This is a genomic window from Tumebacillus algifaecis (assembly GCF_002243515.1).
In the GTDB taxonomy this organism is placed as follows: Bacteria; Bacillota; Bacilli; order Tumebacillales; family Tumebacillaceae; genus Tumebacillus_A; species Tumebacillus_A algifaecis.
This window is the reverse complement of record NZ_CP022657.1, coordinates 2,422,858-2,436,978: the sequence shown is the minus strand read 5'-3', so window position 1 is coordinate 2,436,978 and position 14,121 is coordinate 2,422,858. Positions and strand designations below refer to the sequence as shown.

Sequence of the window (14,121 nt, the reverse complement as noted above, 5' to 3'; positions counted from 1 at the left end):
GCAAAGCAATAAGGCAAAGCAATAAGGCAAAGCAATAAGGCAAAGCAATAAGGCAAAGCAATAAGGCAAAGCAATAAGGCAAAGCAATAAGGCAAAGCAAAAAGGACTGTGCTGTCGGCACAGTCCTTTTTGCTGTCACGAACAAGGGGGGAGGTAGCGAGCCTTGTCAGCATATTCGTACCTGCTGAGGCACCAGTTTACATCGGCAGGTTCTTCTGCTCACCCTGCCAAGGTTGCCCGTTTTGTTTTCGATACGTCCGGAGCATTTGCTTGAACAGATTCTTCAGCGCGGGGAAAGGAACGGAGCGCTTTTTGCCAAAGAGCAGGCGGGTCAGCGTATGAAACGCGTCTTGCAGTTCCGGCGTGTAAGGATACCAGTTGATTTCGCGCGGCTTCGTGCCTTTGTTGACCATTATCGAGGTCTGATGGCAGAAGGTGTGCAGGCCCTCTGGCCCGTGATAGCGACCGATGCCGCTGTGTTTGACACCGCCAAAGGGTAGATGCGGATTGGCGACGTTGGTGATCACGTCATTGATGCAGACATTGCCAGAGATCAATTGTGTGGCGACGCGCTTTGCTTTCACCAGATCTTGCGACCACACCGATGCGTTTAACCCGTACTCCGAGTCGTTCGCCTGTTTCACAGCTTGTTCTTCGGTCGCAAAGGGCAGGATCGGAAGCAAAGGGCCAAAAGTCTCCTCCTGCATCAACCGCATGGAAGAATTGACCCCAGTCAACACCGTTGGGGCAAAATACAAAGTGCCTTCTTGCAAGGCATGACCTCCGCATTCAACACGAGCCCCTTTTTCGACCGCATCTTGAATGTGGGCTTGCACCAGCTGCATCTGGAGGGGATACGTCATCGAGCCAAACTCCACGCCTTGGCGCAGTTCCTGTGTTGCGGCAACCACTTTGCGCACGAATTCGTCATAGACTGGCGCTTCCACATAGACGCGTTCCACCGACATACACACTTGCCCTGCGTTGGTGAACGCACCCCACAATGCCCCGCGCACTGCACGGTCGAGATCCGCATCGGCGAACACGATCATCGGGTCTTTTCCACCCAGCTCCAACTCCACGGGAATCAAATGTTCGGCAGCTGCAGCCATGATTTTTTTGCCAGTGGCGACCGACCCAGTGAAGAAAATTTTGTCCGGTTTGGCGCTGACGACCGCTTGACCTGTCTCACGTCCGCCGTGCAGGACCTGGACGACATCAGCTGGAAAACCTGCGTCTGCGAAGAGCTTTTCAATCAGCACACCGACCAAAGGTGTCACTTCTGACGGTTTAAACAACACGCAGTTACCTGCTACCAGCGCGGAGAGGATCGGAACGATCGACAGGTAGAGTGGGTAGTTCCACGGCGAGATCACCGCAACCACGCCCATCGGCTTGTATTCCACATAGGAGTGGTTGCCCCAAAAGACGAAAGGGGTTTTCACACGCTTGGGCGCCAAGAAGTCGGACGCTCGCTTTTCATAATAATGGATGATGTCGGCGGTCGGAAAAATCTCAGTCATCACCGCTTCCACTTGCACTTTGCCAGTTGCTTGGGCAATGGTTGCGGCCACTTCATCGATCTGATCGACCAACAGTTCACGCAGTCGGCGCAAAAATGCCAGCCGCCGATCAAGTGGCGTCTGCGACCAAGCTGGAAAAGCGGCGCGAGCGCGAGTCATCGCGGCCAACACTTCCGTTTGGGACTTCTCTTTGATCTCCGCGACCTTTTCTCCAGTCGCCGGGTTGATTTGCACCATATATGTCATCGAACGTTCACCTCTTTTAGACGCATCAGTTCAACTTTATTGTACTGGAGAGTTCGAAAAAAGAGTATCATTTCTTTTTTCAACCAGCGGTGCATACCTTCAAAGTAAGGGCAGCAGGGAAGGAGGTTTGCGCACATGTCCCTGAACGACCCGGTGATTTGGACGGTCGCTGTCGGGCTGCAATTTGTATTCGCCTTTTTTCTGGTCTTGGCAACGTTCGAAGTGGTGCTTAAGACAAAGAACAAATAAAACCGCTCCCATTGCGGGAGGCGGTTTTATTGCGATTCGTTCTTGTTGTAGACGGCGACGCGGTTGCGACCTGCTCGTTTCGCGCCATAATACATGGCACGGTCGGCATAGCGCAACAGTTGCTGTGCATCTTCTGCATCTTCTGGGAAGGTGGCGACACCAATCGAGACGGTCATTCCGATCTGCTTGGTTTCACCTTCCATCGTCGGTACCGAAAAGTTCTGTTTCGAAATGATCTCCCGAATGCTCTCGGCGATCTGACAGGCGCTTTCAGTGCCAGCGCCTGGGAGCAGTACGAGAAATTCTTCACCGCCATAGCGGGCCACAAAATCGCTCTTGCGCACGGCAAGTTCGAACAGGCGGGCGGTCTGTTCCAAGACTGCGTTCCCGGCCAGATGTCCGAAGCGGTCATTGACTTGCTTAAAGTGATCGAGGTCGATCAGCATCAGCGATAACGGCGCATCGGTGACCTGCTCGAGCTCCTTGGACAGTTGGCGCTCCAGAAACCGATGATTGGGCAGTTGTGTCAGTTCATCGTACAAGCTTTGTTTCTCCATCGTGGCGTAGCGCATCGCGTTGCGGTAGGAGACGGTCAGCTGATTGGCAAGAATGGAGATCGCATCGAGGGTGATCGCGTCAAATTCGCTTTTTTTCGTGCCGATTAAACAGCAAAAGCCAACATGGCGCTCTGCACCTTTGAACGGTGAGATCAAGAGCGTGTTAAAGCCGTGTTTGAACAGCTCAACATTGAGCAGCCCTTTGCGCAGGGTAGGTTCTTCAGGGTTGGGCACATACTGTTTTAAATAGTTTTCCAGCGCTTGCACCGCAGCCGAAGATAAGCCTGCCGATTTTGAGCGCACGACCAGTCGATCCTTCTCGCGCACGAGGATGATGCACTGCACATGGTCGAACCACTTCGGCAGTTCGGTGGTGACGCGTCCAAACATGACATCGGCCGCTAATTCACCCGAAAAATATCCGGTCAGTCGGGTCAAATTTCGAAACAGTGAAGAGGAGCGGTACAGATCGTTAAACAGCTTAAACACGTAGACGCACAACACCAATGGGAGCCCAAAGGCCACAAGCCCGCTCAGACCGTTTTTTTCGAACAGCAGAATTACGATAAACCCCAGTGACGTAGCAAACACCGTCGAGAACAGGTCAAATTTCATCTGTGTCTGATACGCTCGGAGCTTAATGCCATGCAAGTAGCGGAAGAACAGGTAAACGATGATATGGTTGGCCAGGTAGTACGCACAGACAAAAGCGATCAGCGGGACAAAGTTGTCCTGCAACATCCTATGCGAACCGCCTGCTCCGTAAAAAGCAATGGCGGAGATGCAAAGAGCGGTCAGGAGCATGCCGCTGTTAGCGAGCGCTTTCCACCACTCCAGTTTGCCTTCCTGATACCAGCGCGCGATGAACGTGATAAACTGGCTCAAGATCACGACTGGCACTAGACCAAATTTTAAAAAGAGCAAAAGTTCAACGCTCAGTGACAACGAGATGAAAAATTGATTGCGTTTAAGCCTGAACAATTCGGTCATGGCAAAGAGCGCGAACAATGTGATCAGTATGGGTGCATCGGACATAGAGAGCGCTGGCTGCTCGAATTGGAAAAGCCCGGTGACAAATAGAGCAAGGCCGAACACGGTGCTTAGTACGGCCAGACGTGAAAATGTCACGGCTAAAGACTCCTTTCAACGGCAGTTATTAATAGCTAAAGCATTCTACACAAATTACTCAACACCTTTCTAAACAATAGAAAAATATAGGTAAATTGCACTGCTTGTAACAGGGGTATATATTAAGTGTTATCTGAAAAGTGGGACTGGATAGGATTGGAGGGCGTCGTATACGGCGAACTTTTACATCGCGCCGGAGGAGGGCGTGTCGATCGTGAATATGAGCAATCGTCCATTTCCGCACGATAACGTGATCGCGATCCAATCCTCACCCACCTGTTGTCAGATCGGTACTGCTGAACGGGCGATATCTTAATAAACCTCATGATTCATTTAATATATGATCTGACTTATCGTTTATTAAAGAAATGAGTGAGCTTGCCTCTCTGACTTTGGCTGGAAAGCTCGCCAGATGCGTGCAACCTTACTGTCGCTAGGCTTGTACACATTGGAGCCCATATTATTCGATTTTAAAATTCCGGCTTGACCGACTATTCTTTATTGTTGTACGCTTAATACAAGGACACGCTAGATGTCCTGCATTAAAGAACGACTGGTGGTCATTTACAAAAGCAACGTGAGTATCACGAAACAACCCCTTGCGGTCAGCAAGGGGTTGTTTCGTGAAAGCGAGCTAAAGGTATCTGAACCGTCTCGCCATGCCAGCGGATCAAGATGCGATCCGCTTGATCGCCTGCCACTTGTAGCAGGCGTTCGATCGGCTCGGTGACCGGCTCATGCGATAATACAAACGTATCCCAGTGGACGGGTACCAGCTTTTCAGCACCGCTATCCAAAAACATTTGCCATGCCTGTTCGGGTGTGCAGTGCGCGCCTTGGTAGGAATCGGGCGAGTAGGCGCCAATCGGAAGAAATGCGATGTCGATCGGGCCATATTTACGCAGTTCGGTAAAAGTCGGGGTATAAGCCGTATCTCCGGCGAAGAACAGACGGACGCCTTTGTACTCGATCAGGTACCCGGTCCACCCGTATGTTCCGTTCCACGGAAATCTCCGCCCCCAATGTCGCACAGGCACCGCAATAATTTTTAAGCCATCGGCAAGCACAACTTCTTCCCGTCCGCCCAATTCGAGCACACGCCGAAATGACATCCGCTTGAGCAGGGGGGATGTATTGTGCGCGGTGATGACTTCTGTCTCGCGATTTTGCAGGCGTTTCAGCGACGGTATGTCCAAATGGTCGAGGTGTGCGTGTGACAACAGGATCAGATCGGGCATGCCCACTTCTTCGACCGACAAAGCGGCGGCCGTATGCCGTTTGGGACCGATCACCAGCGGCCCGCCGAGCGACACACCCACTTTTTCCGAAAAAACGGGGTCGGTGATGATCGTTTTCCCCATCAGATTGAAATAGAGGGTGGAGTGGCCGATCCAACTGAAAGTCACCTGATCATCCGACCATTCATTCGGAGTTGGCTTGTGAAGGGGATGCTTATAATCGGGCTTCGGGTGCAGTTTGCGTACACGCGCATACTGTATCAAAGCCAATGTTACCATTGCGATCACCAAAAACACCAAAATCCCGAGTATCCACAGCAATACCTGCATCTGTGTACGCTCCTTTTTTTCATTTTGAGTTCTTCTATTGTATCATGGATCGAAAGGAGTGACCGAAGATGGCGAAACGTTCGAAATTGGTCGAGTACGGGCACAGTGACGGCGACATGGTTGAAAAAGGCACGCTGTTTGTGCTCGATTCTTTTGAAGGATTTTCAGAACAGGAGTTGTCGAGGATCATAGAGGTGGCAGAGACGCGAAAGTTTACGAAGATCGTGCTGTTCCCTCACAATGAGAAGACGCTGCGCACGATGGGGGAAACGGGTGTTTCAGCGTTTCATACGCGATTAAAGAACTTGGTCGCTTTGGCGAACGACACGCGCTCCACATTGCCGCTCGTCGTGGACAGGTGGGAGGAGAAGCGCAAAAAGTATACCCCGATCGAATTGATCGTTCGTTATTTTGAAGAAAGCTACCGTGCGCCGTACTTTCTGTATCTGACAGACCGTTATGCGAACCTCATCTCCACCTTTGCCTCTTTTGAGGAGTGCATCAAAAAGATTCGGTTGATCATTGATCAAAAAGAAGGTCTGCTACCGACGTCTAAGCTGAAGCAGTATCAAAACCGCTGGGACTATGTGTGACACCGTTGTGCTGTGCATAACGATGGCTGGACAGCACAGGCAACGCTTAGCGAACAACCTACTATCACCCGATCAAGCGGCGTGATCTCCAGAGCAACTCACTGGTAGATCACGCCGCTTTCAGTTTCAGTTGCGCATAAACATTCGGCCACATTTCGCAAACAAGATGAGTCCTTCGCTCCCGTGCCAAGTACGCAAAGCACGATCAATTTGCTGCTTTGAGGTCGTCAGCCCTTACCTGCGCAGCAATCGCCAATCGAACGAATTTGACAAGACCGTGAACATTCGGGCTCGCTAGTCTTTAGTCCCTTGACACAGAGAGGGATGCAAGTGAAAATAAGAACAGGTTTTTTGGTCTTTTTGGTCTTTTTGCTTTTTTGGGTATGTTTTCTATACGTACGCCTTCTAGTAAAAATATCGAAACATACAGAAGAAAAGAGGAATCTATTTACAATGATCTTGCTCCCCAACCTCGACGTGCGACTGGAACGGAAAATCATCGATTTGTACGAAGCGCATAAAAAACGTGCGGCTAACATTGACTGGAGCTATCATGAATTCGTTCCGTGGGAGTTAGGGCGCAGTTACAAAGAAATTCCTTGGAGTATTGAACAGGTGACGCTACCGCCGGCCGTGAGCATGGCGATTGAAACGGCGTTGCTTACCGAAGTGAACCTGCCTTGGTTTACCACATACCTCAGTTCGACGTTTACCGGTTCTCTTGACGTAATGAAAGAATTCATTCATACATGGGTAGCTGAAGAGGATCAGCACAGCAACTTGCTCGAAACCTACCTGTTGCTGACTCGCAATGCCAACCCCGATCAATTGCACAAGTTGCGCAAAACGGTTGTCGAAAGCGGTTTTGAATCGAGCTTTACCACACCGTTGGAAGCGATCACCTACGCATCCTTCCAAGAGTTGGCAACCTTGGTGTTCTACACGAACGTATCAAAAGTTGCGGCCCCGTACGATGAGACGCTCGCTGCGCTGTTGCGCCGTCTGGCGAAGGATGAATCGTTACACTATGCGTTCTACCGCGATGTTGTCATGGCTCACTTGGAATTGGAGCCCAACTATTTGATGTACGTGGCGCCTGTGCTCCTTGGCTTCTTCATGCCTGGCAACAACATTCCCAACTACGACGAGCGGATGAAAGTGATCGCAAAAGAAGTCGGGTACGGCCCGTCCCATTACTATAGCCAAGTTGTGATGAAATTGGTCGAATACTGGAACATCAAAGATCTGCGCCCGACCACGGTGGAAGCGGAGAAGGCGCGTCTGGATATCTTAAAATATTGCGATCGTCTGGAGCGCATCTCGAGACGTTTGGGTTAATCGCGATGAAATTAACCAAACGAAGGTTAGAGTTTCTTGAACATCTGACCCGCCTCTTTCGAGAAGAAGGGGAGGCGGTACATTATGCGTCCGTCGCCGAGTCTGTCGGTGTCAGTAAGTGGACAGCGTACGATGTGTTGAAAGAATTGGAGAAGGCCGGACTGCTCGCCCGCTCTTATTCGGTCAACGAAAATGAAACGGGACGCTCCGTCGTGCTATATTCACCGACGCAGGCTGCCTGCGAGATGTTCCGACCCGTTCGGAACAGTTTGTCTGCGCTGGCCGATTGGAGCACGGTGCGGGAACAGGTGTCCCACATTGCTGAAGCGCTAGAAACGCGTTCCGTGCGGGAGGCGCAGCGTCGGATCTTACAAGCGTCTCCACCGGTCGAACACAAGTTGGAGTTTTGCGCTTGGATGCTCGGTGGATTGATTCACTACATGGGGAAGATGGAAGAGCAGTTGCAAGAGGCTGTGATCGAAGTCACATTCGAGATCAAGCAACCGGAAGTGCTGCTTGCGATGTTCGTCGGCACCGTCTCCGGGGTGGTCCTGCGCTCGGTCGGTAAGGCACTCGACCCGAAGATGAGCTGTCTGGTCAAGCAGTTTCACGAATGCTTGGCCGAATTGAGCCACGAGGAAGTACAAGTGATGGCTGAATATTTACGGCAGCGAATTGAAGAATCTTTTCGACTATAAAACAAGGCAAGACACTCGATCTCAACTGGGATCGAGTGTTTTTTTCTATACCCTGAGTGTAAAAGCGTGCTGTGGGACGAATCCTGAATGGGGAAGGGCCTGTAAAACGGATGTCCAGAGATGGGTAAGCCGCTTTTGGTGAAGCACAGGTAGCAGTACCTGACAGCCGTTATTGAATGTGAGAAAAGTGGGGAAGGAAGCGAGCGAGCGCATGATGGCTGCTCGCAGGACAGAAGTTTTCAAGATCGGGGAGGTTTTTATTTTCGAGTATATTATAAACTACTTTATATTATGATTGTGCGAGGGGCACACACTGGGGTTGCACAGTTGTGGTTCATGAGCGGGTGAGGGCTTCACTAGGTGATAGGGAGTGCAGGTGGGACCCGTCAAATGTGAAGCGGGTGCGGTCGATTGGCCAACAGGTGGCTTACTCGTGGCCTATTCTTTGTAGCTTGCAATCAGCAATAAACCTTCCGTATCACCGATGTTGATCACATTGTGCGGAATGCTGGCGTTCCACGAAAAAGCATCGCCTTCTTCAAGAACGACAGAATCGGAACCGTGTTCCGCTCGATAGCGCCCTTTGAGCACGACGTGACATTCGTGACCTTCATGGAAGTGCGTTTCGCCAGTCACATCACCAGGCTGTGATGCAACCAGCATCACACGAAGCGGGCCGACAGTCGTCAAGTATTCGATGTTAAAAATGCCAAATGATTTGATTTTCCGCTCGTTCTTCCGTACCACCGTCATACGTTCCTTATCGGTGAGGAAAAAGTAGGTGATCGGGACATTCAAAAAATTGGCGATCAGTTCTAAAGAGGCGATCGAGGGTGAAGTTTTATTCGTTTCAACGTTCGAGATGAATCCCCGCGACAGACCAGTCCCTTCGCAAAGTTGCGGGATGGTGATGCCTTTCCGTTTGCGGATCGCTCGAATGGTGCAGCCAATATTCAACTTGATCACGTTCCTTTCCACTAGCTGTATCCCAACTATAGCAGAGAAGGAGAGTTCTTCGCTAGTTCATAATGGTGAACTTAGTATGTCTATAGCGAAAAAATAATTGACAGAAAGACGATGGGGATGATACGATTTCTGTGCGTATTACAAAACTAAGTTCACCATGATGAAACTGAGGAGGATTTTTCAATGACAAAAAATAGGATCGCGTCAACGATTTTGCGCGTGGTACTAGGACTTACGTTCATGCTGCATGGCTGGCAGAAGATGCAGATGGGGCTTGGCAACGTGGGCGGTTACTTCAACAGCCTTGGTTTGCCGTCCTGGCTAGCCTACGTCGTCGGGAATTTGGAATTATTCGGTGGTCTGTTGCTGATTGTCGGCCTTTTGACTCGTTATATTTCGATGGCCTTCTCCGCTTTGATGCTCGGTGCGATCATCTTCGCCAAATCGAGCAATGGTTTCTTCGGCACCGAAAGTCTGCCAGGCTATGAGATCGACCTTGTCCTGTTGGCGATCACAGCGTTCTTCGCCATCTCCGGAAGCGTTGGCTTCTCGCTGGATGCTCTCTTCAAACGCGATCTCAACGGTGGGGAATCGCGAAAAAGTGACTGATCGCATGAAATGATCACTGTATGGGGTGCAAGGCAGCATGAGCAGGAAAGGTAACTGCTACGGTAATGCCTGCGTCGAGTCGTTCCACAGCAATTGATCTGACTCGCCTTATCCGATAAAATAATTATTGGAGGCGAGAACAATGAAACGTGTCACTGGAATTGGCGGTATCTTTTTTAAAGCGGAGCATCCTGAGGCGTTGCTGGCTTGGTATGAAAAACATCTTGGTATTCAACTGGCCACAAACATGCCAGGTTCTGTGTTTGAGTCTGCCGGGCAGACCGTTTGGTCTGTGTTTCCGAAAGATACCAAGTACTTTTCCCCTTCGACCGCTCCGTTTATGGTGAATTATCGGGTGGAGAATTTGCTCGAACTGGTAAAAGTGTTGCGTGAAGAAGGCGTGGAGGTTCTCGATACAATCGAGGACCCAGAATACGGCAAATTCGCTTGGGTGTTAGATCCCGAGGGGAACCGTATTGAATTATGGGAACCCCCGGTGTAAGCAAGCAACACACAGCTCCCACCTTGTATTTCGTTACCACGGTGGGGGCTGTATGCGAGAAACACCCGACTGGGGTAAGCAACTCAACAAGGCATTTGGAAAATGCATGGGTGCTACTATGGCTAAAGTAACTGTGACAAAATATTTGTGACGACCGCTCGTACTTTGAGCGGTTTTTTTCATTTTGAGAGCGAAGAAAAAATAGTGTCGGTAGTTTGGTTTTGTGTCAACCGACAACAAAATCCGAAATTAGCCAAATTAGTTAACATAATATATATTATCGGACGTAAAATCTTTGAGACTCGATCCGCATTTTCCGTCCTCTTCTGTCCTTAAGAATGTACAGGCCCTCGTGTAACGCAGCGAGGGCCTGTGTTTGTTATATCAAGATACGATAGCGCCGTTCTTTTGCAACTGTCGCTGTGATGCTTTGATATTCCATACCACTTGTAATAACCATTTGTTGTGCGAAGTCTTTTTTAGCTTGGACAACACCGATTAGGCCAAAATACGCATAATGTCGTCATTCCCGCATCTCATCTCTACAGAGCCAGGCCGACCAAACTGGCCGTCTTGGGATCATAGGCCACATTGGTAATCGAGCCATCTCGAATACGGCGCACCGCTTCGTCAATCACGCGCAGCGGCACGAGGAACCATACCTTCAACTCTCTTCAGATGCTTGGTTCTGCGTATTGCTCGCTTCAGCGAGTTCAACTCGTAGAGGCACTGTAACTACTCCCTGCTGCTGCGGTTTGATCACAGATCGCTTGCCAGAGTTCCGGGAAAAACTCTTGGCGAACACCGCGCTGCAATTGGTTGGCAGGGACTCCTTTCAAGCTCGTGGTCTGGATTCCGATCATGCGACGGACCAGCATGAAATGTTGATAGCGGAAGTTCTGGAAGTTTTGATCAAAGTTAATCAACTCTTGAATGAGATCAAAGAAGTCTCGATGTTTATCCGGTTGTTGGTGGATCTCCAAAAGCGAAATGAAATGAGTCGTCAGCAGTTGATCAAACGGCTCCCACAGCTGCGGACCTTCTTGCAAGATTTGATTAAAACCGGGTGAGTCCTGCCCGCTCCCGCTCCCGAGCGCCAGACGGATGGTATGATAATGGGTCGGCTCCATCTGCTCTAAGATTTTGAAGACGGTTGGCAAATGAAGCAGGTGAATGTTCGCTCGATGGAGTTGACGGCTGGCAGTTCGCTTCTCTCCCACAATCAATGCGCTCTTGGCAAGGCGAAGATGTTGGAGAATTAGCTTAAAATGCAGTTCTGAGATTTGATGAACAGTCTGAAACGTGAGCTCATCATCACAGCACAATTCTCCCTCCACCTTTTGGAGTTGCAAGAGCTCTGTGGTACGGATGTACTTTTCATAATCGGTCTCGCGGTTTTGCATCCTTATCCTCCTCGAAGGGAGCCGCAGGGCAAGCACAGTAAGTCGATCTCCTGCTCACCCTTTGGCATCATTTGCGGTTATTTTTGGTAGGAAACGGCACACGCTTCATCAAGCGTTCGTTGCAAACGCTCTGCTAACGTCTTGATGTTCGGCTCTTGCATCATCGAGTGATGCCCACCGGGTATTTCGTAGACTTTGACCTCCTTGGCAAAAACGTGCCACCCATAAGCAGAATCGCTGTAGATCGTCGACTCCTCCTCCTTCGCTTTAAACAGAGCGATTGCAGGTACGCAACTCTCTTCTGGGGAGGCGTACTTCCCTTGCGCTTTCACGTTTGCCCGATACACATCGAAGTAACGAATCAGTTGTGTCAGGCTGAAATTTGGTGGAAGCAAGTGCTTTTCGACAGCCATGCTGTGAAGCTGGACAAGCCCTTCCTCTGCTCCCCTTTTTTCAACCTGCTTGCGAAAATCGGACATCTCGATCCCGAGTTGGCCCGCGATCTCCTCTGCCATCGAAAGCAGGAGCTCCAAGTCGTCCATTTCATCGATCTCTTCTAGAACACGACGTGGAGAAGGTGTATCAAACAGTGCAAGCAATGCGACCTCCTCCCCTGTTTTCTGCAACCGCTTCGCCATTTCAAACGCGATCACTCCTCCAAGCGACCAACCTCCGAGCAGATATGGTCCATGCGGCTGAACTTCTCGAATCTCCGAGAGATAGTGATCCGCCATGTCTTCAATTGTGAGCAGTAGTTCCTCGTCATCGTGTAGTCCCCTCGATTGGAGTGCATAAACCGCTGGGAAGTTCAGCTCAGATGCTAATGGCAAGTAGTTCTGCACGATTCCACTTCCGGGATGCACGAGGAACAGTGGGGTGCCCTCTTCCTTTGTTTTTAATGGAACGAGAGATGACATCTGGGGAAGCGAGCTCGCTTGTCGAAGCAACCCGGCGATATGTTCGATCGTGCTGTTTTGATAAAGATCGACGAGCGGAATGCTTTGTCCGAATTCTTGTTTGATCTCAGCCAACAAGCGAACTGCTAAGATCGAATGCCCACCGAGCTCAAAGAAATTGTCTCTGATTCCGACCTGCTGCAGGTTGAGCAATTCCCCAAGCATAAAGCTCAATTTTAGTTCGATCGCGTCTCTTGGCGACACGTACAAACGATGCGCGTGGTGAACTTCAGGTTCTGGCAATGCGTTCCGATCCAGCTTGCCGTTGTGCGTGAGCGGCAGAGCGTCAAGCAGCACGAAGGCGGATGGAACCATGTATTTTGGCAGATGCGCTTTGGTGTAGGCGAGCAGGTCGTTCGGCTGCAGTTCGGAACCGACATGGGGAACCACATAGGTGACGATCCGCTTGTCTTCCAGCCGATCTTCTTGCACCAGCACGGCCGTCTCGCGCACGCTTGGATGTTCTCCGATCCGCGATTCGATCTCGCCGAGCTCGATGCGGAATCCTCTGATTTTCACTTGGTGGTCGATCCGTCCGAGGTATTCCAACTCTCCGCTCGGCAGGCGGCGCGCCAGATCGCCCGTCTTGTAGAGGCGAGCTTGCGGGTCGGCGTGGAACGGATGGCGCAGAAACCGCTCGACGGTCAACTCTGGCCGATGGAGATAGCCTGGTGCCACCCCTGCCCCACCCACATAGAGCTCTCCCGCTACGCCGATCGGCACCGGCTCCAAATGCGGGTCGAGCACGTACACCTCAAGGTCGGGGATCGGATGTCCGATCACGCTGTTGGCCCGCATCGTATCCTCGCTCTTCAAGGGACGATAGGTGACGTGGACGGTCGTCTCGGTGATGCCATACATGTTGATCAACTGCGGGCTCTGGTCGCCATGACGGTCGAACCAGGGGCGCAGCGCGGGCAGATCGAGCGCTTCGCCGCCGAAGATCACCCAGCGCAGGGACAGCGCTTGCAGATCCGATTCTGCCGCCTCCGCTTGCATGAGTTGACGGAAGGCGGAAGGCGTTTGGTTGAGCACCGTCACCCGCTCGGAGGCGAGCAGATGCAAGAACGCATCGGGCGAGCGGCTGATCCAGTAAGGAACGATCACCGCCTTCCCTCCGTGCAAGAGCGCGCCCCACAGCTCCCAGACGGAGAAGTCGAACGAGAAGGAGTGGAAGAGCGTCCAGACATCATCTTCTGCAAAAGGGAACCAATGTGCGGTCGACGTGAACAGGCGGATGACGTTCGCATGCGGAATCGGCACGCCTTTGGGTTGTCCGGTCGATCCGGAGGTGTAGATCACATAGGCGATGCTTTCCGCCGTCGCGCCGCTGTGCGGATTGTCAGCGCTTGCGGTAGCGAACAGAGCGTGATCATCCAGACAGACGACCTGTGCACGGTGAGCCGGAAGCGCGTCGAGCAGATGCTGTTGTGTCAGCAAGATCGAAAGGCTGGCATCTTGAAGCAGGAACGCGAGTCGATCGGCCGGATAGGCAGGATCGAGTGGGACGTACGCACCGCCCGCCTTGAGGATGGCGAGCAGACCGATGACCAGATCCAGCGAGCGCTCGGTGCAGAGGCCGACGAGCGTGTTGGGCTGTACCCCGAGCGACAGCAGATGTGCGGCGACCCGGTTGGCGCGCTCATTCAGCTCCCGATAGGTCAGGGAGTTCGACTCACAGACGATCGCAACCCGGTCGGGCGCTCGATCCACAATCGCTTCAAACTGTTGATGCAGTGTCCAATGCGACACTTCCCGCTCAGTTACAGCAGGTGTGGCGATCAG

General features: G+C 51.4%; 11 protein-coding genes and 2 pseudogenes. 5 read left to right on the top strand and 8 right to left on the bottom strand.

All coding sequences use genetic code 11. From position 1 onward, the window contains the following. Positions 1-197 precede the first annotated feature (197 nt). The 3 genes from CIG75_RS10405 to CIG75_RS10395 all read right to left on the bottom strand — a co-directional run bounded on the left by CIG75_RS10405 (position 198) and on the right by CIG75_RS10395 (position 5,271). On the bottom strand, positions 198-1,769 hold the full coding sequence (locus tag CIG75_RS10405; RefSeq protein WP_094236609.1) for an aldehyde dehydrogenase family protein: 1,572 nt from the start codon (positions 1,767-1,769) through the stop codon (positions 198-200). 275 nt (positions 1,770-2,044) lie between these two features. After that, entirely contained in the window at positions 2,045-3,703 is a 1,659-nt protein-coding gene (locus tag CIG75_RS10400; RefSeq protein WP_094236608.1) for a GGDEF domain-containing protein, read from the bottom strand. Positions 3,704-4,308: 605 nt separating this feature from the next. Next, positions 4,309-5,271, bottom strand: coding sequence for an MBL fold metallo-hydrolase (locus CIG75_RS10395; protein WP_094236607.1), 963 nt, complete (start codon positions 5,269-5,271; stop codon positions 4,309-4,311). Positions 5,272-5,339: 68 nt separating this feature from the next. Between CIG75_RS10395 and CIG75_RS10390 the strand changes: the two genes are divergently transcribed. The 3 genes from CIG75_RS10390 to CIG75_RS10380 all read left to right on the top strand — a co-directional run bounded on the left by CIG75_RS10390 (position 5,340) and on the right by CIG75_RS10380 (position 7,900). Next, positions 5,340-5,864 (top strand): hypothetical protein, encoded by a 525-nt coding sequence (locus CIG75_RS10390; RefSeq protein ID WP_094236606.1) that lies wholly within the window; start codon positions 5,340-5,342, stop codon positions 5,862-5,864. A 456-nt stretch (positions 5,865-6,320) separates the two neighbouring features. After that, a complete protein-coding gene (locus CIG75_RS10385) occupies positions 6,321-7,202 on the top strand; it encodes an acyl-ACP desaturase (RefSeq protein WP_094238405.1) in 882 nt (293 codons plus the stop codon). A 5-nt stretch (positions 7,203-7,207) separates the two neighbouring features. Further along, positions 7,208-7,900 carry a LexA family transcriptional regulator gene (locus tag CIG75_RS10380; RefSeq protein WP_094236605.1) on the top strand — a complete coding sequence of 231 codons (693 nt, stop codon included), beginning with the start codon at positions 7,208-7,210 and terminating at the stop codon, positions 7,898-7,900. Between the two features lie 438 nt (positions 7,901-8,338). Here the strand turns inward: CIG75_RS10380 and CIG75_RS10375 are convergent, their stop codons facing one another. Continuing rightward, positions 8,339-8,857: a helix-turn-helix domain-containing protein gene (locus CIG75_RS10375; protein ID WP_094238404.1), complete on the bottom strand. Its 519-nt coding sequence runs from the start codon at positions 8,855-8,857 to the stop codon at positions 8,339-8,341. A 192-nt stretch (positions 8,858-9,049) separates the two neighbouring features. Here CIG75_RS10375 and CIG75_RS10370 point away from each other — a divergent pair, with 192 nt between their 5' ends. Next, a complete protein-coding gene (locus CIG75_RS10370; RefSeq protein WP_094236604.1) occupies positions 9,050-9,475 on the top strand; it encodes a DoxX family protein in 426 nt (141 codons plus the stop codon). A gap of 142 nt (positions 9,476-9,617) precedes the next feature. Beyond that, positions 9,618-9,977, top strand: coding sequence for a VOC family protein (locus CIG75_RS10365; protein ID WP_094236603.1), 360 nt, complete (start codon positions 9,618-9,620; stop codon positions 9,975-9,977). 542 nt (positions 9,978-10,519) lie between these two features. Here the strand turns inward: CIG75_RS10365 and CIG75_RS21430 are convergent. The 4 genes and pseudogenes from CIG75_RS21430 to CIG75_RS21680 form a co-directional block, all read right to left on the bottom strand. Beyond that, positions 10,520-10,645 carry a hypothetical protein gene (locus CIG75_RS21430; protein ID WP_265415029.1) on the bottom strand — a complete coding sequence of 42 codons (126 nt, stop codon included), beginning with the start codon at positions 10,643-10,645 and terminating at the stop codon, positions 10,520-10,522. Between the two features lie 45 nt (positions 10,646-10,690). Next, positions 10,691-11,380 carry a tryptophan 2,3-dioxygenase family protein gene (locus tag CIG75_RS10360; protein ID WP_094236602.1) on the bottom strand — a complete coding sequence of 230 codons (690 nt, stop codon included), beginning with the start codon at positions 11,378-11,380 and terminating at the stop codon, positions 10,691-10,693. A gap of 77 nt (positions 11,381-11,457) precedes the next feature. After that, positions 11,458-12,243 (bottom strand): annotated as a pseudogene (locus tag CIG75_RS21685) (thioesterase domain-containing protein); the annotation flags it as partial. Between the two features lie 90 nt (positions 12,244-12,333). Next, positions 12,334-14,055 (bottom strand): annotated as a pseudogene (locus tag CIG75_RS21680) (amino acid adenylation domain-containing protein); the annotation flags it as partial. Positions 14,056-14,121: the final 66 nt, after the last annotated feature.